This window comes from Rugosimonospora acidiphila (genome assembly GCF_039543385.1).
In the GTDB taxonomy this organism is placed as follows: Bacteria; Actinomycetota; Actinomycetes; order Mycobacteriales; family Micromonosporaceae; genus Rugosimonospora; species Rugosimonospora acidiphila.
This window is the reverse complement of record NZ_BAABJQ010000019.1, coordinates 72397-92270: the sequence shown is the minus strand read 5'-3', so window position 1 is coordinate 92270 and position 19874 is coordinate 72397. Positions and strand designations below refer to the sequence as shown.

The following is a 19874-nucleotide window of genomic DNA, read 5'->3' as shown; positions in this document are numbered from 1 at the left end:
TGTTGAACCGGTTCAGACTTTCGGGTCTAGCGTAGCGCGAAACTGATCAGCGACATAGGCCGGGCCGTCCCTGCCCGCCCCACCAGACCGGAGGACGACGCATGACCGAACCGTTCCGCGATCCGGCGAACCCGCTGGACGTCCGCGTCGACGATCTGATCGGTCGGATGACCACCCGGGAGAAGATCGGCCAGCTCAACCAGCGCCTGCTCGGCTGGCACGCCTGGTCACGCCGCGACGGCACCGCGGTCACCACCGAGGCGCTGGACGAGGAGATCGCACACTCCGGCGGGCTCGGCGCCCTCTACGGTCTGCTGCGCGCCGACGCCTGGTCGGGCCGGGACTGGTCCACCGGCGCCGACCCGGCCGCCTCGGCCGAGGTGGCCGCGCTGGTCCAGCGCCGGGTCGTCGCCGGCTCGCGGCTGGGCATCCCCGCCCTGTTCGTCGAGGAGGCGCCGCACGGCCACCAGGCGCTGGGCGCCCAGCTGTTCCCCACCAACCTCGGCGCGGCCGCCGCCTGGCGGCCCGAGCTGATCGAGCGCGCCGCCGCGCACACCGCCCGCGAACTGCGCGCCCGCGGCGCCCACCTCGCCCTGGTCAGCGGGCTCGACCTGCTGCGCGACCCGCGGTGGGGGCGCGGCGAGGAGTGCTACGGCGAGGACCCGCTGCTGGCCAGCCTGTACACCCGCGCGGTGGTGCGAGGCATGCGGCGCGAGCCGGGCATCGGCGTGGTCCTCAAACACTTCGCCGGGCAGGGTGCCGGGATCGGCGGCCGCAACGGCTCCCCGGCACCGATCGGTCCGCGGGAACTGACCGAACTGCACCTGCCCGCGGCCCGCGCCGGGATCGACGAGGGGGCGCTCGGGGTGATGGCGGCGTACAACGACATCGACGGCGTACCGTGCTGCGCCAACGGAGACCTACTCACCCGCGTCCTTCGGGACCGATGGGGCTTCGAGGGCCTGGTGATGGGCGACATGTTCGCCGTCGATCGGCTGATGCGCGCCGCCCCCACCCCCGCGGCGGCCGCCGCCGTCGCGCTGCGGGCCGGGGTTGACCTGAGCATGTGCGACGTCTCGTACGCGGCCCTGCACGAGGCGCTCGACGAGGGGCTGGTCACCGAGCCGCTCATCGATCGCGCCTGCCGGCGGGTGCTCTCCGTCAAGCTGCGGCTGGGCCTACTCGATCCGCCGGCACCGGCGCCCTCCTTCCCGCCGCCGGAGCCGGTCGCCGATCTGGTGGCCGGGGGCATGGTGCTGCTGCGCAATCACGGCGACCTGCTGCCGTTGTCGCGCGAGGCGCGGGTGGCGGTGATCGGGCCGAACGCCGCGGACCTGGCCAGCCTGCTCGGCGACTACGTGCCGCCGCTGCCCGACGGGACCGGCACGACCGTGCTGGACGGCGTCCGTGGCCTGCTCGGCGACGGCGTCCGGTACGAGCCCGGCTGCCTGCTGACCATGCCCATCGAGGGCGGGCTCGCGCGAGCCGCCGCCGCGGCGGCCGGGTCCGACGTGGCCGTGCTCGTGTTGGGCAGCACCGGCCGGCGTGACTACCGGGATGACTTCCAGACCAACGGCGCGGCCCGGCTCGGCGACGCTCGGCCCGCGGCGACCACGGGCGAGGGCTTCGACGCCGCCGAGGTCGAACTGCCGGCCGCGCAACGGGACCTGGTCGACGCGGTGACGGCCGGCGGCACCCCGGTCGTGGCGGTGATCGTGTCCGGCCGGCCGCACGGCATCGGCCGGGTCGCCGCGGCGTGCGACGCCGTCCTCTACGCGTGGTACCCCGGCCCCACCGGCGGGCGGGCCGTCGCCGAGATCCTGTTCGGCACCCGGGAACCGGTGGGGCGGCTGCCCGTGTCCCTGCCCCGGTCGAGCGCCGTCCTGCCGGTGGCGTACAACGAGCGGCTCGAGACGACCGAACGCTACATCGACGCGGACGCCGCGGCCGACTTCCCGTTCGGCGCCGGCATCGGTTACACCCGCTGGGCGATCGGACCGGCGTCGGCGTCGACCGACCGGGTGGGCGCCGACGACCTGGCCGGCGTGTCGGTCGTCGCGACCGTGCACAACGCCGGCACCCGCGGCGGTACACATGTCGTGCAGCTCTACGCCCGGGCGCTGGTGGCCGGCCGGCTGCCCCGGCGCGCCGTGCTGGTCGGCTTCGCCCGGGTGGCGCTGGCGGCCGGGCAGCGGCGCGAGGTACGCGTCGACATCGAGCCCGACGCGGTGCCCGGGCTGGGGATCGGTGCGCACGACACGGGCATGCTGGAGCTCTGGTTCGCCAGCCGGGCGGGCGAGCCGGCCGACCCGCTGCGCCTGCGCCTGGACCCCGCGGCCGGTGAACTCCGGTCGTGACAAACCCTTCCCGGCGTGTTAGACACATGGACATGTCGAAATCTGAACCGGTTCAGGCATCCGGTCGACGCAGGAGGACGGCGAGCGTGGTCGTCGCCGCGGCCGCCGGCCTGGTGCTGCTCGGCAGCGCCGCGCCGGCCTCCGCCGCATCGCTCGCCGGCCGTCCCACCTCCGCCACCCGGGTGACCCTGAGGGTCGCCGCCCCCGCCCAGGGCTCGACCGTCGCCGACACCACCCGGCTCTCCCTCACCGGCACCGGACTGACGACGGTGAGGATCTACCGCCTGGCCACACCGGTGGCCACGGCGACCGTGAGCGCGAACGGCACGGCGGCCAGCGCGCTGATCGACACGACACAGTTCCGGGACGGTCCCCTCGTGCTCACCGCCGTCGCCTTCGGCGGAAGGCCGGCCCTACCGCGGGCGGTCCTACCGCTGCGGATGACCGTCGACAATGCCCACGCCGACCATCACCCGACCGGCTACCAACTGGTCTTCCACGACGAATTCGCGGGCACGGACCTCGACCGCGGCACGTGGTGCACCCGCTACGAGTACGACGGGGGACCCGCGCCGCAGGTACCCGACGCCGGCTGCCTGTGGACCGACCCGGCCGACGGTACGACCTTCGGCACCCTCGACACGTTGGGCGGCGACGGGACGTACCAGGGTCAGGAGTCCGAGGTGTACCGCGACTACAACGTCGACGGGATGAAGATGCACACGGTCCAGGACGGCTACCTGGCGCTGCACGCCACCGCCACCCGCCTGGACCAGCCGTACCTGAAGTACGAGTCGGCGATGATCCGCAGCAAGGCGGAGTTCGAGCCGACCGACGGCCACCCGCTCTACCTCACCGCGCGCCTCAAGCAGCCCGACGTGCTCGGCACCTGGCCCGCCTTCTGGCTCGCCGGCGGATACGGCGACGTGCGCCCGCCCTGGCCGCCGGAGATCGACATGATCGAGGGACCGCTCAACAACAGCGGCCAGTACGCCAACGTGATGCACACCGGCGTGCAGGCCAGCGGCTGCACCGGACCGTGCCCGCAGGGGCCGTTCGACTACACGTACACCGACCCGAACTTCGATACCGTCTGGGGCAACTACGTCGCGCCCGCGTCGCTGAAGGACACCTGGATCGAGGTCGGGCTGGAGTGGTACACCGACCACGTCTGCTGGTACCTCAATGGCCTGAAGCTCGCATGCCAGCAGTACAAATGGGTGGCCAACGACGGCCCCGACGTCACCAACCAGGCGACGGTGCTGCTCAACCTCGCGGTCGGCGGCTCTTGGGCCGGCGCTGACGGGGTGGACGACGCGGCCCTACCGACCGAGTTCGACATCGACCACGTCAGGATCTACCGGAAGTGACCCGCCCGCCCGCGAACACGGCCGGGGGTGGGATGCCCCACCCCCGGCCGTGTTCGAAACTCATCGATCTGTGTTCTGCCCGCTAGCCGAGGCCAGGGGTTCCAGACCGGTCATCGATCGCAGCCATCCGCTCGCAGAGGGAGCGCGGGACGCCGAGTCGGATCCGGTCGGCGCGTTCGTCGCCGGAGGAGCGCGGCAGTAGCAGCAGAACATGGTTCGGGCGGCCTTCCGGGCTGAAGCCGCCGGCCTGACCCGCGGTGGCCTCCGGGACCTGACTGAGAGGCACCTCGCCGACCGCCTGACGGAGTTCGTCGACGGCGGCCACGAGGCATGCCTCGAACAGACCCACGCCTACCCCACCTTCGCCGGGTGAACGTCCGCCGGCGCCCGGGTATAGGAGGGCTGGACGTTCGTGACACCTCGTTGGAGTCGTGAAGCGGGTGGCTGGCCACCGGCGCCGTCGCGAGATCCCCATCTCGGCGGCGACCTTTGCGATTGGGCGGGTTCGGCAGCGCTCGATGAGTCGCCGCCGTCCCTCGATGCTCAGCGGAGCGTTCGCGTGGGTCATCGGATCGCCTGGCCGACGCGGGGTGCGATGAATCGCCGGAGGGGCAGGGCGATGAGCAGTGCGATCGCAACCAGCAGGCCGCTGACCCATACCGGGCCGAGGTCGCGAGCATTGGCCCCGAGGGTCATCGCCGCAACGGCGGGGCCGCCAGCAGCACCGATGTTGAGCGCCGCGGTCGCATACGACCCTCCCATGGTGGGGGCGCTTACTGCCTCATAGAGCACCCTGGCGATCAGGGTGCTGCCCAACGCGAAGCAGAGCGTGCCCTGCGCGAACACGAGGAGCAAAAGCGCCACCGGTTGGGCAGCCAGCGCCGCCAACGCGACCCAGCCGAGCAACAGCAACGGGCCACCGATGGCGATGACGATGCCGGGACGCTGATCGGAGAGCCGTCCGGCGAGGGTGACGCCGACCAAGGACCCGACCCCAAAGAGCACCAGCACGATCGGGACCCACAGTTCGCTCAGGCCGGCGGTGTCGGTCACGATCGGTGCCAGGAAGGTGAACGTGGCAAAGGTGGCAGCGTTGACGAGGGCACCGAGCAGCATGACCAGAGCCATCCTGGGCATCGCGAGCTGGGCGATCTCGTTCCGAAGAGACGAGTCGGCCAGAGCGTCCCGAGGGGTCTTTCCGACACGGGCAGGGATGCCCTTCACGACGCCGAAGGCAGCGGGAAGGCAGAGCAGTGCGATCGCCCAGAAGGTCGCCCGCCAGCCAAGCAACGTGCCGAGCACCGCACCGCCGGGAACTCCGGCGATGGTGGCCACCGTCGTACCCGAGAGCAGCACCGCCAGTGCGCGCCCTTTCTGATCAGCTGGGACGAGCATGGCCGCCGTGCTCAGTGCCACCGCCAGGAAGCCCGCGTTGGCCAGGGCGGCGAACACGCGGGTGACAAGCAGAACCGCGAAACTCGCCGTGAGGGCGCCCACGACGTGGGCCACGGCGAAAACCAGCACGAAGCTCAACAGGCTGGCCCGGGCGGGCCAACGGCGCGCGAGCGCCGCCATCAGCGGCGCGCCGACGATCATCCCGACAGCGAACGCCGAAGCCAGGAGCCCGACGGCCCCGACCGACACGTCGAGGCTTGTGGCGATGTCCGGCACCAGGCCGGCAAGCATGAACTCCGAGGTGCCCATGGCGAAGACCGCCACGGCAAGCAGGTAGAGCGGGACAGGCATCAAGAGCTCCGAGGTGAGCGAGAAGGAGAAGGAGGCGTCTCGTCACCGCGGTCAGCGCCCCAAGGCGTGCGCGCAGATGTCCCACGCAGCAAAGGCTGCTGGGGAGCGGGCTAAGAACTCAGCGGTTCAGGGGGCTGACGGCGTGACCGAAAGCCCCCACCTTGGATGCCTCAGGGCTCGACATGGGCGCAAACACTACTCAAACCCCAGGCCGTCATGCAACCGGGTTCCGGGGGTCGAGTTCACGTAGATCGTATCGATGTTCTTCGTGTCGAGCTTGGTACCCTTGATCTGCGTGCCGGGTATACCTGCCGATCGGTAAGTGCGGTGCTACGGCCATGGGGGTGCGATGACGTCGCCGGAACCACCCCGCCCAGCAACCGCGCGCCGCGGACTGCCCGGCTGCCTCCTTGCGGTACTCGTCGCGACCGTGCTGGCTGTCGGCGGCATCGCGCTGTACGCCAGGCGCGACGGTCCGAAAGGCGATGGCCTGACCGCGTCGCCGGCGGCCAGCGCATCCACGACGCCGCCGCGTGGGAGGGCGAGGTACTCCACAGACCTCGCAGCGGTCTGCATGGGACGCGGGTACGCCAACGTCGCGCCGTACGAACCAGGCTCCGCGCCCAAGGTTGCCGCATTCGTCGCGACCCTCGAACCCGGGTCACGCTATGTACAACAAGTGATCTTTCAAGGCCGCTCACCCGACCCCAGGAACGACTTCAGCTCGGTCAGTGTGGTCGCGTGCCTGAGCGGAGTGCGGGGCAGTGAGGGCGCCTCCAAGCCGTGCCCGTCCAGCAGCGACCCTGTGTACTACATGGTTCCGTACCGGACGACCGTCACCTTGTACGCGGCGGCCACCGGCGAGAAGCTGGGAACGGCACAGAGCATCGACGTCCCAGCGGATCGCTGTCCGCCCGTCGTCGCCGTCTTCGACCCGACAAACCCGAACGTGTACCCAACGCCCACCAACGACGCGATCATGACTTCGGTCGGCGCGTTCTTCTCGTAAGGCCAGCTGACGGAATCTGCCGGCTACTGTTCTGGCACGCGCACAGCCGGCAACGCCAACCCCGGTTTCTCGGGAGGTTCGTCGTCGATCGTCCCGGATCGAGCCGGCCCGCCCGGATCCACGCTCACCACTCCGCGAACCCGCCGTCGGGGTAGTGCCACACCGGCGATCCCGGCGCGAGGTGGCCGTCGTCGACCGCCGCCCGGACCGCGTCCTCGTTGACCTCGATGCCCAACCCCGGGCCGGTCAGCCGGGGTATCCGCCCGTCCACCGGGACGAGTATCCGCGGGTCGACGAGGATCCTGGTGACCGGTGAGGGCCCGAGGTGCAGATTGAGGGACTGTTCCTGGGCGTAGAAGTTCGGTACCGCGAAAGCCAGTTGCAGGCTCGCCGCGAGCGCCACCGGCCCGAGTGGGCAGTGGGGTGCCAACTGGGCATCGTACGTCTCGGCGAGGGTGGCGATCCGGAAGCCTTCGGTGATGCCGCCCGCGTGGCAGACGTCTGGTTGCACGATCGCGACGCCGGCCTCCAGGACGCGCCGGAACTCCGCCCGGGAGTAGAGCCGCTCACCGGTCGCGATCGGCACGGGAGAGCGCCGGACCAGGTCGCCGAGCAGGTCACTGTGTTCGGGACGGACCGGCTCCTCGGCGAAGACCACGCCGAGCGCCTCGAGCCGGGGCAGCAGCCGGCGCGACAGCGGGAGGGAGAAGCGTCCGTGCAGGTCGATGGCAATGTCAACGCCCGGGCCGACCTCGGCCCGCAGCCGGGTCAGGTCGGACAGGAGCCCGTCGAGGTGCTCGGGCCGATCCAGGAACTCGATCCGCTGCTGTGGTGCCACCTTCAGTAGGTCGATTCCGGCGTTGACGTGGGCCCGGGCGCGCTGCGGATCTCCGGTGCCGGCGGGGGCGTTCGCGTGCGCGTAGACCCGCGCGTGGTCCCGCGTCGGGCCGCCCAGCAACTCGTGGATCGGCACGCCCAGCCACCGCCCCTTGATGTCCCACAGCGCCTGGTCCAACCCGGCGACCGCCGAGGACAGCACGGGCCCGCCGCGGTAGTAGCCGCCCCGGGCGAGGGTCTGCCACAGTCCGGTGATGCCACGTGGGTCGGCGCCGATGAGATGTTCCGACATCCGCTCGACGGCGGCGGTCACCGTGCGAACCCAGTTTTCCAGGGTGTGCTCCCCCCACCCGACGACGCCTTCGTCGGTGGACACCTTCACCAGCGCGTGCCGGTTGCTGAGCACGAACGTGTCCACAGCAGTGATGCGCATCAGTCGTCCCTTCCCGGGTGGCGGCCCGCATGCGCGGCCGCTACCGGCTCGTGCACGGACTGGCGGGGGGTGAAGCCGAGCACCTGCTGGGCCCGGGCGGTGTCGACCAGTGCCTCGTGCCCGACGAAGCCCCTCCGGCGCGGCACCGTCGGGGCGTACGCGTCGAGCAGTTCCTCGGTGGGGCGGGGCAGGAGGGTGTCCGCCGCGCTGAGTCCGACGACGTGCGCGCCCGACAGCGGTGCCCGCAGGGCAGCGAGGACGGCCCGGGCGGCGTCGTGGTCGGTGAGGTACGCCCACCCGGTGCGCACCATGCTGACCGGATCTCGGGTCACCTCGGCCCGGATCGCGTGTAACTGGTCGCGCGTCTTGACCAGCGGAAATCGCAGCGCGACGACGTCGGTTCCCCAGGCCCGCGCGGCCGTGGCTGCCGACAGCTCGTCGACCTGCTTGGACAGCGAGTAGGCGTCGGCGAGGTCGGCGGGCAGCTGTTCGTCCAGCGGGAAGTACGCAGGCAGGGGCTGGTGCGGGTTGAGGTTGACCCCTGAGGCGTTGATGCTGCTGGCGATGACCACCCGGCCGATGCCGTGCCGCGCGGCCAGGGCGAGGACGGTGAAGGTGGAGATCACGTTGTTGCCGAACACCCGCAGCGGCGTGCCCAGCGACGGGTGCGCCAGCGCGGCGAGGTGCACGACCGCGTCGCAGCCGTCCATCGCCTGCCCCATGGCGATCTCGTCGGTCGCATCGAGCGTGAGGTACCGCACCGGGGATGGCCACGGCGCGGATTCGTCGACGGCCACGGCGGTCACCGCGATGCCGTGGGCGAGCAGGTGCCCGACCGTGGGCCGGCCGATGCCTCCGCTGGCACCGGTGACCAGTACCCGGCGGGGAAGGGGTCCGGGTTGCCGCGCGGGCGCGTGTTGGTTCACTTCACCGCCCCCTGGGTCATGCCCTCGACCACCTGACGCTGGAAGACCAGGAACAGCAGGAACAGCGGCAGCGCGCCCAGCAGGGCGGCCGGGAACAGCTGAGTCGGCTGCAGAGTGTGCGGGTCGGCGAAGGAGTACGCGTTGGCCATCACCGTGCTCTTCGACGCATCCTGCAGGAACACCAGTGGGACCACCAGGTTGTTCCAGACCTGCAGCGACACGAAGGTCAGCAGGGTTCCGGTGATCGGGCGCAGCAGCGGGAACACGATGGAGAAGAAGGTGCGCAGCGGTCCGCACCCGTCCAGCGCCGCGGCCTCCTCCAGTTGTACCGGGATCTGGCGCACGAAGCTGGTGTAGAAGAACACCGAGACCGGCAGGTTCAGCGCAGTGTAGATGATGACCAGCCCGATGCGGCTGTCCAGCAAATGCAGGTCGCGCATGAGCAGGTACAACGGGGCGATGATGACGAAGATGGGGATAGTCAGGCCGATGACGAACAGCCGGTAGACCATGGAGCTCAGATGCGAGGTGAGCCGGCCCAGCGGGTAGCTGGCCGCCGCCCCGATGATGGAGACCGCGACGCAGGACGCCAGCGTGAGCAGCAGGGTGTTCAGCACGCTGCTGCCGTACCGGATCTGGTCGATGGAGGTGCGGTAGTTGGCGATGGTGAGGTGGTGCGGCAGGCCCAGCGGGTTGCGGGCGATGTCCCCGGAGGTCCGGAAGGATGCCACGAGGGTGAACAGGAACGGCGTGATGAAGGCCAGCGCCACCAGTACCAGCAGGCAGTCGACGACCACGCCGCGACGGCGGCGGGGCCGCACCGCCACGGCCGGCGGCGGTGGCGCCGCCGGGCGGGTGACGGTGGAGGTCAGGTCGGTGTCGGTCACAGCACGCGCTCCCGTCGGCGCAGCACCGCACTGGCCGCGCTGGATACCACGACGACGAGCACGAGCAGCAGGACGGCCGTCGCCGCGCCCATCGCGAAGTCGCTGTTGTTGAAGATGTCCCGGTAGATCAGCAGCGCCAGGGTGTTGGTCGACCCGACCGGGCCGCCGTTGGTCAGCACTAGCGGGAAGTCGAACACGCCCAGCGAGCCGATCAGGCTGATCGTCACGTTGACGGTCAGCGAGGGGGCCAGCATCGCCCATTCGACCTTGCGGAAGCGCTGCCACCGGGTGGCACCGTCGATGTCGGCGGCGTCGAGCAACTCGGCCGGGATGCCGGCGTACCCGGCGAGGAAGATGACGCACGAGTAGCCGGCGAACATCCAGATGTTCACGGCGGCGATCGCGTACAGCGCGATGGAAGGGTCGCCCAGCCAGGTCTGGCGCAGCACGCCGAGGCCGACGTCGCCCAGCAGGGTGTCGATCCCGCCGTCCGGGCGGTACAGATAGGACCAGATGAACGAGGCCATCACCGGTGAGATCAGCGCGGGCAGCAGCAGCATGCTGCTGACCACCCGCCGGATGTGCGGCCTGCGGGACAGCAGAGCCGCCGCGGACAGACCCAGCCCGGTCTGCACGACGAGCACCACCGCGGCGTAGATGACGGTGTGCCGCAGCGCCTGCAGGGCGGTCGGATCGTGGATCAGCGCGCTGTACTGTTTGAGCCCGACGAAGGCGTCGGTGGGTCCGCCGGTGTTGTCGGTGAAGCTCAGCAGCACGCCCCGCACGAGCGGGTACAGGATGAACAGCCCGTACACCGCGAGGGCGGGAAGGATTAAAACGATCGACGCGTAGCGGCCTCGTCGCCTGAACACGAGACGTCCTCCGTTCTGTTCGGGGGTGGCGCCACGGCCGGCGCCACCCCCGGGTCGGTCTCATCCGAGCGGGATGGTCAGGACTTCGCGCTCGCCGCGGCGGACTGGATCGCGGTCAGGGTCGCTGCGACGTCGGTCTTGCCGAGCAGGAAACCCTGCAGGATCGACCGGATCTTCGTCTCCGGGTCGGCCAGGTCCCAGGTGTTGGTGGGGAACAGCGCGAACTTGCCGGCGCCGTAGGCCGTGGCCATCGTGGACATCAACGGGTCGGTACCCGCGGCGCCGCCCTGGAACGGGCTGATCGCCGCCTCGGCCGACAGGTACGGCGCCAGGTTCTGCGACTGCGACCAGAAGTCGACGTACGCCTTGGCCGCGGCCGACACCTTGCTCCGGGCGTTGACCGCCCACATGGTGCCGGGGAACATCAGGGCGCTGGGCGAGGTACCGGTCTCGCCACCGGGCCAGGGGACGAAGGCCAGCTTGAAGCCGGGCTTCTTGATGGCCGCGGCCAGCCACGAGCCGCCGGCGTAGAACGCGGACTTGCCGGCGATGAAGTCGGGCTCACCGGTGGTCGTCTCGTCGGTGCCGACGGCGTTCTTGAAGTTGACGTACCCGTCGGCGCCCAGCTGCTGGATCTGCTCGAGCGGGGTCTGGAACGCGGTGGAGAAGTCCACCTTGCCGGCCATGAACTGCTGGTCCCAGTCCGGCGTCTGCTGGTAGACCGTCGTCGCCGCGGACAGCAGCATCGCGAACTCAGCCATGTAGCCCTGCGAGTCGGGAAAGGCGAAGCCGGGCTGGTTGGCGGTCTTGAGCTTGCCGAGATCGGCCAGCAGCGTCGGGAAGTCGGTGGGCGCCGCGGCGATGCCAGCCTTGGCGAGGATGTCGAGGTTGACGTAGATGCCGACCGGGCTGAGTTCCATCGGCGAGGCCAGCACCTTGTTCTGGTAGCTGACGAACGGCTTGAGCGGCCCGGCGATGCCCCCGGCCCAGCTCTGGCCGCTGAGGTCGGCGAGGTAGCCGGACTTGCCCCACGTCTGGACCTTCTGCGGGTCGACCATGATCACATCGGCGGCGGTGCTGGCTAGCAGTTGGGACTGCAGCTTCTGCTGGTACACGTCGTTGGGCGGCACGTAGCTGAAGTCCAGCTTGATGTTCGAGTTCGCCTTCTCGAAGGCGGCGTTGACCTGGGCGACGTTGGCCGGTTCAGCGCCACCGCCCTTCCAACCCTCCACATGGAGGATGGTTCTGCCCGACGAGTCGGTGGACGATCCTGAGCCGCAGGCGGTCAGGGACCCGCCGGCGACCAGTAACGCGGCCGTCAGTGCGAGGGTGGGGCGGATGAAACGCATGGGAGCGACCTTCCGGAAGGGAAAAGGGAGAGCGCGAATTTCGCCGGTCGTAGCGGGCTACGACTGGTAGATGCCGACGGCGTCATAGACCATCCAGGAACCGATGGTCTTGGTCAGCGTGACGGTATTCTTTCCCGCCGACAGCCCGGACGCGGGCAGCGGCACGGTGAACTGGGTGGGCTGGTCGCCGGAGGTGAGGGCGTCCGGGGCGGCGTAACCGCTGCCGCTGCCGGCCGGCAGCGTGACGGTGGTGGGGCTGCCGCCGCCCAGCGTCACCGCGACGGCGCCCGGTGCGGTGTTGTGCGTGTCGAGCAGGAAGACGACCAGTTGCAGATCGTGGGCGGGTGCCGTGGGAAGAGTGAAGTTGAGCGTGAAGGTGTGCGTGCGACCGCCGGCCCACCCGTCGTCGGGCCCCGGGTGGATGTACGGCCAGGACTGGGCGGGATCGTCGACGCCGACGGTGAAGGAGACGTCGTCGGGGAACCGCGTCGGGTAGTCGCCGTAGCCATCGGGGGCCAGGGCCAGCTCTCGGGAGCTCCAGTCGACCGTCCCGACAGTCGCGACCGCCACGTCCGGCACCTCGATGACCACCACCGAACAGACCAGCCGGCCGACCACCCGCTGACCGTCGGTGACCTGGGTGATGAGGGTGTTCTTGCCGAGGTCGAGGTCGCCGACCGGAATCGTGGCCGGCACCTGGACCCGCTGTCCCCGAGGCGCCCGCACCGGGGTGGCCACGCCCAGGGTGGTGAAGGTGAGCTCGGCCGGTCGCGACGAGGCGCTGTTGTCCAGCACGTAGGTCAGCGTGACGCTCTGGTCCGAGGTGTGCGCCAGTTGCGGCGCCGAGACGTCCACCGTCGTGCTGGCCGTGACGAGTCCGGGCCGGTCGGCCAGACGCGGCGCCCGCAGGTACACCGGGGTACCGGTGAGGGTCAGGTACACGTGCCCGTCGTAGGGCGTCAGGGTGTGGCTGGTGCCGGCCACGTCGAGGAGGGTCAACGGCGAGGTGGTGGCCACGGCCACCGCCTCGCGCGCGTTGGTGCTCCACAGCACCGCGAGGTCGTCGTCGGCGGGGTGCGGGCCGGCGAAGACGTAGCTGCGGATCCCGGCCGACTGCAGATCGCCGGTGCTGGCCAGGGTCCGGCCGGTGAGCAGGCGGATGGCCGCCGCGTAGGCGACGAACGCGGGGCGGGGCGTGTAGTCCGGGCCGTCCTGGTTGAGCAGCCCGAAGTTCTGGTCGCCGACGAGGTCATACCAGAAGAATTTCTGCACCCCACCGGCCAGCGCGAGCACCAGGCCGCGGACCAGATATCCGGCGGTGGTCAGCGGGTCGCCGAGCGACCAGCCGAGTTCGGAGACCCAGACCGGCTTGGCGGCGCCGCCGTTGTACTGCTGGATCAGCTGGGTCACTTGGCGTTCGGCCTCGTCGAGCGGGGTGTCGTCCTCGGGTGCGCCGGTGTACGGGTGGTTGGAGACCGCGTCCAGGTGGTGGATGCCTCCGGCCTCGAACATGGCGGTGAGCCAGTCGAGGGCGGTGCCGTAGGTCACGCCGCCGACGACGGTGACAGCCGGGTCGACGCTCTTCACCGCGTCGTAGGTGCTGGCCAGCAGCGCCGCGTAGGCGGTCGGGTCGGCGCTGGCCGGGCCGGTGGTGAACCACCCCGCGTTGTACTCGTTGTAGACCTCGACCGCGGTGAACTGGTGCCGGTAGTGGCGCATGACCGCGGTGGTGTAGGCGGCGAACGCGGTCCGGCCGGCGTCGTCGTAGGGGGTCAGGCCACCGTCGTACTTGGGGTTGGCGTAGTCGAGGATCGGCAGCGGGTGGATGCCGTGGTCGGCCAGTGCGCTCAGGTACGGGGTGAAGGTGTCGAAGGTGTACCCGGTGACCAGGCCCTTCTCGAAGCCGGGGTTGGTGAGCAGGTTGGTGTCGGACCCCGCGGCCGTGACGCTGGCGTCGTCCATCCACGCGGCGGCGGTGGCGTCGCTGGACAGCAGCCGGAACGTCAGGGTGGTCTCGGTGGTGGTGGTGTACTGGAATCGCACGCGCGTCCAGCCGTAGGTGCCGCTGGGCGCGTCGGTGCGGGAGCCCCAGTCTGGCTGCAGGGTGAACTGCAGGGCCCGGACGTCCTGCCCCTTGACCCAGGCCGAGAAGGTGTAGGTGGTGTTGGGCTGGACTGTGATGTCCTGGGAGATGGTGGCGTAGTAGTTGTCCTGCTTGGCGGACCGGTTGACGATTTTGACCGAGGCGTGGCCGGAGTGGGCCACCGTCTTGTCCAGCGTCACCGACGCGTCGGCCTGGTACACGTCGGTGGTCCAGCCGGCCAGCGGGGGCGGCTCGATCTCCGTCCAGGTCAGGTCCGTACGCGCCCAGGTGATGCCCAGCGTCGCCATCAGCGGAACCATCGCGGCGGGCTGCAGGTGCGTGTTCGCGCCGAAGGGTGAGTCGGCGGGCAGCCGGTACGCGGTGAGCACGGCGAAGGAGCTACGACTCTCGGCGACCGGCGTAGCGCCGCGCACGGCCGTCACGTCCAGCGTGTAGTAGCCGGCCGCGTCGACCGGCAGGCGCAGCGTGGCTTTGCCGCCGCGTACCGGCTGCGTGCCCGCGCGCACGATCGCGCCCCACAGGTCCCGCACGGTCCACCGCAGCGTGTCGGCGTTGACCTCGACGGTGAACTGCCGGGCTCCGCCGCCGACGTACACGCCGGCGAGGCTGGCGGGGCGCACGGTCATCGTCACGCTGGTACCCGCGCCGTTTCCGGTACCGGTAACGGCGCCGTCACGGGTCGCCGTGCCGGCCCAGGCCGGTGCGCCCACCGGGGCGAGTACCGCGATGGACAGGCCGGTCAGCGAGGCGGCCAGGAAACCACGACGTGACAGCTGCCTATGTTCCGTGTCGCGGCAAGCCGCCACCTGGTCATCAGTGCCCATGGGGCCACCCTTCGACGTGATCGTTTGCGGTTGGCGCCAGGCACGTTATCGATAACGTGATTTGAAAGCAATAGGCCCAGGATAACTTGGCGGTACCGATAACGAAATGTAGAGTCGCCGCCGTGGCGCTCTCCCTTATCGATCTGCCCGATTCGTCAACCCCGTCCTACGACCCGTTACCCCACTACCCGCCGGTCGGCGCGGCCGTAGCCAGTGGCTGGGCGGCCGCGGTCGCGACATTGCCCACCACGCTGCGCACCCTCGCCATCGACGGCCCCGCGGTGCTCGACTGGGCGCAGGTCGCGCAGGCGGTGACGGCGCACCTGTCCGCACGTGGCGCGGTCGAGCTGGTGGACCTGCGTGAGGCCGGGCTGTCCTGGGAGGAGATCCAGCGGCGGACCCGCTCCGCCGAACTCGCCGACGACCCGCACTTCGAAACCCTCGCCGAGGGCACCCTCGCCGACCTGCTCGATCCCGACCGCCTACCGGGAAACCCGGTGCCACCCGGAACTATGCGCGTGCTGCTCGGCCCCGGCGCCGCCACCATCGAGGGCATCGACGTGCTGTGGTGGGCCGACCTGCCCAAGCGCTACGCCGAACAGGCCATCGCCACCGGCGGTGGACGCAATCTGCTGGCCCCGGCGACCACGCCGGCGAGCACCCGCCGCCTGTTCTACATCGACTGGCCCCTGTTGGACCGGCACCGCGACGCGCACGCCCACCGCATCGACCTCTGGCTGGACACCCAAGACTGCGCGCGGCCGACCTGGCTCTCCGGCACCGCGCTCCGGGCCACCTGCGCCGACCTCGCCCGTCGGCCGCACCGCACCCGCCCCACCTTCAACAGCACGCCCTGGGGCGGCCAGTGGGCACGGCGCGAACTCGGACTCAATCCGGAGGCGACCAACACCGCACTGGGCTACGAGCTGATCGCGCCGGAGAGCGGCGTGCTGGTCGGCACGGATCCGCGGCACAGCGTCGAGGTACCGTTCCAGCTGCTCGCCGCGCTGACCCCGCAGGACCTGCTCGGCGCCGAGGTACACCGCCGGTTCGGCACATCCTTCCCGATCCGGTTCGACTACCTCGACACGGTCGACGGCGGCAACCTGTCCGTGCACTGCCACCCGCAGCCGGAGTACATGCGTACCGTCTTCGGCTGGCCCTACACCCAGCACGAGACGTACTACGTGATGGTCGGCGGCGAGCACAACCAGGTCTTCCTCGGGCTGCGCGAGGGGACCTCGGTGGCCCAGTTCCAGCAGGCCGCCCGGCGGGCCGACACCGAGGCAATCCCCTTTGACGTCACCGAGTTCGTCCAGTCCTTTCCCGCCACCCCGCATCAGCTGTTCCTGATCCCAGGGGGCACCCCGCACGGCAGCGGGACCGGCAACGTGGTGCTCGAGGTCAGCGCGACGCCGTACCTGTACTCGCTGCGATTCTACGACTGGCTGCGCCGCGACAGCGCCGACCAGCAGCGACCGGTCCACGTCGACCACGCGTTCCGCAACCTCGACGCGACCCGCCGCGGGGACGCGGTCGCCGAGCGGCTCGTCCAGCGTCCGCGCGTGCTGGAGGCCGGCGAGGGCTGGCACGAGGAGCTGATCGGCGCGCTGCCGGAGATGTTCTTCGAGGTACGTCGCCTGCGCATCGAGCCGGGTGCGCGCGCCGAGCAGGACACCGCCGGCCGCTTTCACATCCTCACCCTGGTCGAGGGCGAGCGCGTCATGCTGCGCACCGAGGCGGGCGACGAGCATCCGTTGCGCTACGCCGAGACGATCGCGATACCCGCGGCGGTCGGGAAGTATGCCGTACAGTGCCTGGGGGCAGATCCGGCCCGACTGGTGAAGGCCAACGTCACATGAACGCGATGAAGCCATGACGACACCCGAACCGAAACCGGCACCACCGCTGACCATGCGCGATGTCGCGGCCCGCCTCGGGGTCAGCGCCATGACGGTGTCCCGGGCGATCCGCGGCGACAGCGGCATCGCCGAGCCCACCCGGCAGCGGGTCCTGGCCGAGGTCGCGGCGCTCGGGTACCGGCCCAACGATCTCGCCCGGCGGCTGCGCTCCGGCCTCGCGCACGGGCTGGTCGGGCTGGTCGTCACCAGCCTCGCCAACCCCTTCTACTCCCAGCTGTCGGTGGGCGTCGAGCAGGTCGCGACGGAGCGCGGCGCCGGGCTGCTGGTGGCCAGCGCCAACGGGGACGCCGATCGCGAGCGCGAACTGGTGGAGGACATGTCGGCGCGGCGCATCGCGGGGCTGATCGTCGTGCCGGCCGGCAACGATCACCGGCACCTCGATCCGCGCCAGCTCGAAGGGGCCCCGGTCGTCCTCGCCGCCACTCCCCCACGCGACATCGATGTGGACTGCGTGCTCGTCGACGACTTCGGCGGCACATACGCGGCCTGCCGCCGGCTGATCGAGCGGGGGCACCGGCGCATCGGATTCCTCGGCCTGCCGGCGTCGCTGTGGACCGGCTCGGAACGCTACCGCGGGTATGCCGCCGCGCTGGAGGACGCGGGTCTACCGGTCGACGACCGGTACGTCAGCCGGCACCGGGGCGACATCGAACTCGCCGAGGCCGCCACCCGGCACCTGATCGGTCTCGCCGAACCGCCCACAGCACTGATCACGGCCAACAACCGCAACACCATCGGGGCGCTGCGGACGATGCAGCACAGCCCCACCCCCGTCGCGCTGGCCGGCTTCGACGACATCGAACTCGCCGACCTGCTGCAACTGCCGCTCAGCGTGGTCGCCTACGACGCGGCCGAGGTCGGCCGCGAGGCGGCGCGGCTGCTGTTCGATCGCATCGAGGAGACCACCACGCCGCAGACCGCCGCGCGGCCGGCCCGCACCCAGCGGGTAGTCATCCCGACCAGGCTGGTCGACTACCCCCGGGTCCCGGCACCGTGACAGCGCTACCAGTACTGGAGATCGGCGGTTCGCACGTCACCGCGGCCCTGGTCGACATGGCTGACGGAACCGTCGCGCACCGCGGTCGGGGCGGCCTGCGGGCGACCGACCCGGTCGGGATGCTGCTGCGCGACATCGCCGAAACGGCCTGCCGGCTGGATGCCCCGGCCGGGGCGACGTGGGGAGTTGCCGTGCCCGGCCCGTTCGACTACGACACGGGAATCGGCCGCTTCCACGGCGTCGGCAAGTTCGCCTCCCTCAACGGCGTCGACGTCGGCGCGGAACTACGCGCCCGGATCCGGCCGCACCCGCACGCGCTGCGGTTCCTCAACGACGCGGCAGCGTTCGGGTGCGGCGAGTGGCAGTGGGGCGCGGCAAAGGGACATGACCGGGCCGTGGCCATCACCCTCGGTACCGGGGTCGGCTCGGCCTTCCTCGACCGGGGGCGGATCGTCGCCGACGGCCCCCGGGTCCCGCCTGAGGGCCGGGCCGATCTGCTGACCATCAACGGGCAACCACTGGAGCAGACCGTCTCGACCAGAGCCGTCCTGGCCGCGTACCGCCGGGCCGGCGGCGAGGCGTGCGACGGGGTGGCCGAGGTGATGGCGCGCGTCGCCCACGGCGATGAGCGTGCGGCCGGCGTAGTCGACGAGGCGTACCGCCTGCTGGGCCGCGCCCTGGCACCGTGGCTACGGCGCTTCGAGGCCTCGGTCCTCGTGATCGGCGGCGGGATCAGCGCGGCCTGGCAGTTCGTCGCCCCACCGCTCGGGCAGGGCATCCAGAGCGCCGACGCGGAGGTCGCCGAGCGCGTCACCGTGGTCCGCAGCCCGGACGCGGAGACCTCGGCCTTGCGCGGCGCGGCCCTGCGCGCGAGCGCGCTCGCCCAACGGTAACCGCCGAGGTGCCCGGGTCGATCCACCCACCCGGGCACCTCGGGCGCAGTTCGGGTCGAGCCTGTAGTGACTGGGTCCCCGTGAAGTGGTCCATCGTTTATGAGCCTGATGCCCCATGATGGGGCTGGGAGGAGCTCAAGTCCGCCTCGATCTTGCCAGCGCTCGATGCAACGGGGCCCGCACGTGTCGTGCGCCAGCGGCCGGCCCGATCTCATGCCTCTCGAAGAAGTTGCCTCGGGCGATGAACGACGGCGCGCGGCTGGTCGTTAAAGATGTCTAGCTACCCGCGGGGCGCATCGCGGGTGCGTTGGGCAGACGCGATGCCGCGGAGGTGAGCAGCCATGTCGACCGCTGGTGTTCAACAACATCGGGTGTTACTTGCCGCGCCACGGGGCTTCTGTGCGGGTGTTGAGCGCGCCATCAGGACGGTCGAGGAGGCTCTCGACCGGTTCGGGCCACCCGTCTACGTGCGCCGTCAGATCGTCCATAATCCGCAGGTCGTGGCCGATCTGGAACGGCGCGGCGCGGTGTTCGTCGCCGAGACGGACGACGTACCGAGGGGGGCCAGGCTTGTGCTGGCGGCGCACGGCGTACCGCCACGGGTACGCGAGAGGGCTCACGCACGAGACCTGCAGGTCGTGGACGCGACGTGCCCACTGGTCACGAAGACCCACCGGGAGACACAACGCTTCGCCGCCGCCGGGTACACGGTGGTCCTGATCGGCAACCTCGAGCACGACGAGGTCGTCGGCACCCGGGGCCATGCCCCCGACCACGTCGTCGTGGTCGCACATCCGGCAGAGGTCGATGAGATCTCGGTACCGGATGAACAGCGCGTGGCCTGGGTTTCGCAGACGACATTCCTCGCCGAGGACGTCGCCGCCATCGTCGAGCGGTTGCGCCGTCGCTTCCCGGCTCTGACCGATCCGCCGAGCGAGGATATCTGTTACGCGGTGTCCAATCGCCGGGCAGCGGTCCAGATAATCGCGGCCCGCAGTGACCTTGTCATCATCGTGGGCGCTCGGAACTCACACAATTCGGCGAACATGGTGCCGGTCGCACTCTCCGCGGGTGCGGAGGCCGCCCATCGTGTCGAGTCGGCGAGTGAACTGCTGCCGGATTGGCTGGACGGCGTCGCCACTGTCGGCCTGTCCAGCGGCGCCTCCGTCCCCGAGCGGCTGGTGCGGGAAGTACTGAACTGGCTTGCCGCTCAGGGCTACGTCGAGGTGGAAGAGGTGGTCTCCACCGTCGAAACCCAGATCTTCGCCAAGCCTCGCGAGACGTAGTGGGCAGGGCAGTCGCTGGTATCCGTGGCAAGCCCGATGAGCTGCGCCCGCGACCTGCTTGA

At 70.6% G+C, this 19874-nt stretch carries 15 protein-coding genes; 7 read left to right on the top strand and 8 right to left on the bottom strand.

All coding sequences use genetic code 11. The features are described from left to right. Window positions 1–101 precede the first annotated feature (101 nt). Together ABEA87_RS27620 and ABEA87_RS27615 are read left to right on the top strand one after the other, a co-directional pair. A complete protein-coding gene (locus ABEA87_RS27620) occupies window positions 102–2357 on the top strand; it encodes a glycoside hydrolase family 3 N-terminal domain-containing protein (protein ID WP_345634439.1) in 2256 nt (751 codons plus the stop codon). An 86-nt stretch (window positions 2358–2443) separates the two neighbouring features. After that, the gene (locus ABEA87_RS27615; protein WP_345634437.1) at window positions 2444–3727 is read left to right on the top strand and encodes a glycoside hydrolase family 16 protein; all 1284 of its coding nucleotides are present in this window, start codon (window positions 2444–2446) and stop codon (window positions 3725–3727) included. An 82-nt stretch (window positions 3728–3809) separates the two neighbouring features. Here the strand turns inward: ABEA87_RS27615 and ABEA87_RS27610 are convergent, their stop codons facing one another. Beyond that, entirely contained in the window at window positions 3810–4076 is a 267-nt protein-coding gene (locus ABEA87_RS27610; protein ID WP_345634609.1) for a hypothetical protein, read from the bottom strand. Between the two features lie 215 nt (window positions 4077–4291). After that, on the bottom strand, window positions 4292–5473 hold the full coding sequence (locus ABEA87_RS27600; RefSeq protein WP_345634435.1) for a Cmx/CmrA family chloramphenicol efflux MFS transporter: 1182 nt from the start codon (window positions 5471–5473) through the stop codon (window positions 4292–4294). Window positions 5474–5903: 430 nt separating this feature from the next. On the opposite strand from ABEA87_RS27600, the gene ABEA87_RS27595 reads away from it, so the two are divergent. Further along, window positions 5904–6482 (top strand): hypothetical protein, encoded by a 579-nt coding sequence (locus ABEA87_RS27595; protein WP_345634433.1) that lies wholly within the window; start codon window positions 5904–5906, stop codon window positions 6480–6482. Between the two features lie 124 nt (window positions 6483–6606). On the opposite strand, the gene dgoD is transcribed toward ABEA87_RS27595, so the two are convergent. The 6 genes from dgoD to ABEA87_RS27565 all read right to left on the bottom strand — a co-directional run bounded on the left by dgoD (window position 6607) and on the right by ABEA87_RS27565 (window position 14714). Then, complete coding sequence (dgoD, locus tag ABEA87_RS27590; protein WP_345634431.1) at window positions 6607–7752, bottom strand: galactonate dehydratase; 1146 nt, start codon at window positions 7750–7752, stop codon at window positions 6607–6609. Then, window positions 7752–8678 (bottom strand): NAD-dependent epimerase/dehydratase family protein, encoded by a 927-nt coding sequence (locus tag ABEA87_RS27585; RefSeq protein WP_345634429.1) that lies wholly within the window; start codon window positions 8676–8678, stop codon window positions 7752–7754. The genes dgoD and ABEA87_RS27585 overlap by 1 nt, the downstream gene beginning before the upstream one ends. Next, window positions 8675–9565: a carbohydrate ABC transporter permease gene (locus tag ABEA87_RS27580; RefSeq protein WP_345634427.1), complete on the bottom strand. Its 891-nt coding sequence runs from the start codon at window positions 9563–9565 to the stop codon at window positions 8675–8677. The genes ABEA87_RS27585 and ABEA87_RS27580 overlap by 4 nt, the downstream gene beginning before the upstream one ends. Continuing rightward, complete coding sequence (locus ABEA87_RS27575; RefSeq protein WP_345634425.1) at window positions 9562–10437, bottom strand: carbohydrate ABC transporter permease; 876 nt, start codon at window positions 10435–10437, stop codon at window positions 9562–9564. Before ABEA87_RS27575 ends, ABEA87_RS27580 begins: the two co-directional genes overlap by 4 nt. Before the next feature lie 77 nt (window positions 10438–10514). After that, complete coding sequence (locus tag ABEA87_RS27570) at window positions 10515–11786, bottom strand: ABC transporter substrate-binding protein (protein WP_345634424.1); 1272 nt, start codon at window positions 11784–11786, stop codon at window positions 10515–10517. Window positions 11787–11843: 57 nt separating this feature from the next. Then, entirely contained in the window at window positions 11844–14714 is a 2871-nt protein-coding gene (locus ABEA87_RS27565; protein ID WP_345634423.1) for a carbohydrate binding domain-containing protein, read from the bottom strand. A 122-nt stretch (window positions 14715–14836) separates the two neighbouring features. Here ABEA87_RS27565 and ABEA87_RS27560 point away from each other — a divergent pair, with 122 nt between their 5' ends. The 4 genes from ABEA87_RS27560 (at window position 14837) to ispH (ending at window position 19812) form a co-directional block, all read left to right on the top strand. Further along, a complete protein-coding gene (locus ABEA87_RS27560) occupies window positions 14837–16576 on the top strand; it encodes a class I mannose-6-phosphate isomerase (RefSeq protein WP_345634422.1) in 1740 nt (579 codons plus the stop codon). Between the two features lie 13 nt (window positions 16577–16589). After that, entirely contained in the window at window positions 16590–17633 is a 1044-nt protein-coding gene (locus ABEA87_RS27555) for a LacI family DNA-binding transcriptional regulator (protein ID WP_345634420.1), read from the top strand. Next, on the top strand, window positions 17630–18526 hold the full coding sequence (locus ABEA87_RS27550; RefSeq protein ID WP_345634418.1) for an ROK family protein: 897 nt from the start codon (window positions 17630–17632) through the stop codon (window positions 18524–18526). The genes ABEA87_RS27555 and ABEA87_RS27550 overlap by 4 nt, the downstream gene beginning before the upstream one ends. A 341-nt stretch (window positions 18527–18867) precedes the next feature. Further along, window positions 18868–19812: a 4-hydroxy-3-methylbut-2-enyl diphosphate reductase gene (gene ispH, locus ABEA87_RS27545; RefSeq protein ID WP_345634416.1), complete on the top strand. Its 945-nt coding sequence runs from the start codon at window positions 18868–18870 to the stop codon at window positions 19810–19812. Window positions 19813–19874 lie beyond the last annotated feature (62 nt).

Coding starts and splice junctions, on each gene's coding strand:
- ABEA87_RS27620 (WP_345634439.1), top strand. CDS start 102: ATGACCGAACCGTTCCGCGATCCGGCGAACCCGCTGGACGTCCGCGTC.
- ABEA87_RS27600 (WP_345634435.1), bottom strand. CDS start 5,473: ATGCCTGTCCCGCTCTACCTGCTTGCCGTGGCGGTCTTCGCCATGGGC.
- dgoD (WP_345634431.1), bottom strand. CDS start 7,752: ATGCGCATCACTGCTGTGGACACGTTCGTGCTCAGCAACCGGCACGCG.
- ABEA87_RS27570 (WP_345634424.1), bottom strand. CDS start 11,786: ATGCGTTTCATCCGCCCCACCCTCGCACTGACGGCCGCGTTACTGGTC.
- ABEA87_RS27565 (WP_345634423.1), bottom strand. CDS start 14,714: ATGGGCACTGATGACCAGGTGGCGGCTTGCCGCGACACGGAACATAGG.
- ABEA87_RS27555 (WP_345634420.1), top strand. CDS start 16,590: ATGACGACACCCGAACCGAAACCGGCACCACCGCTGACCATGCGCGAT.
- ispH (WP_345634416.1), top strand. CDS start 18,868: ATGTCGACCGCTGGTGTTCAACAACATCGGGTGTTACTTGCCGCGCCA.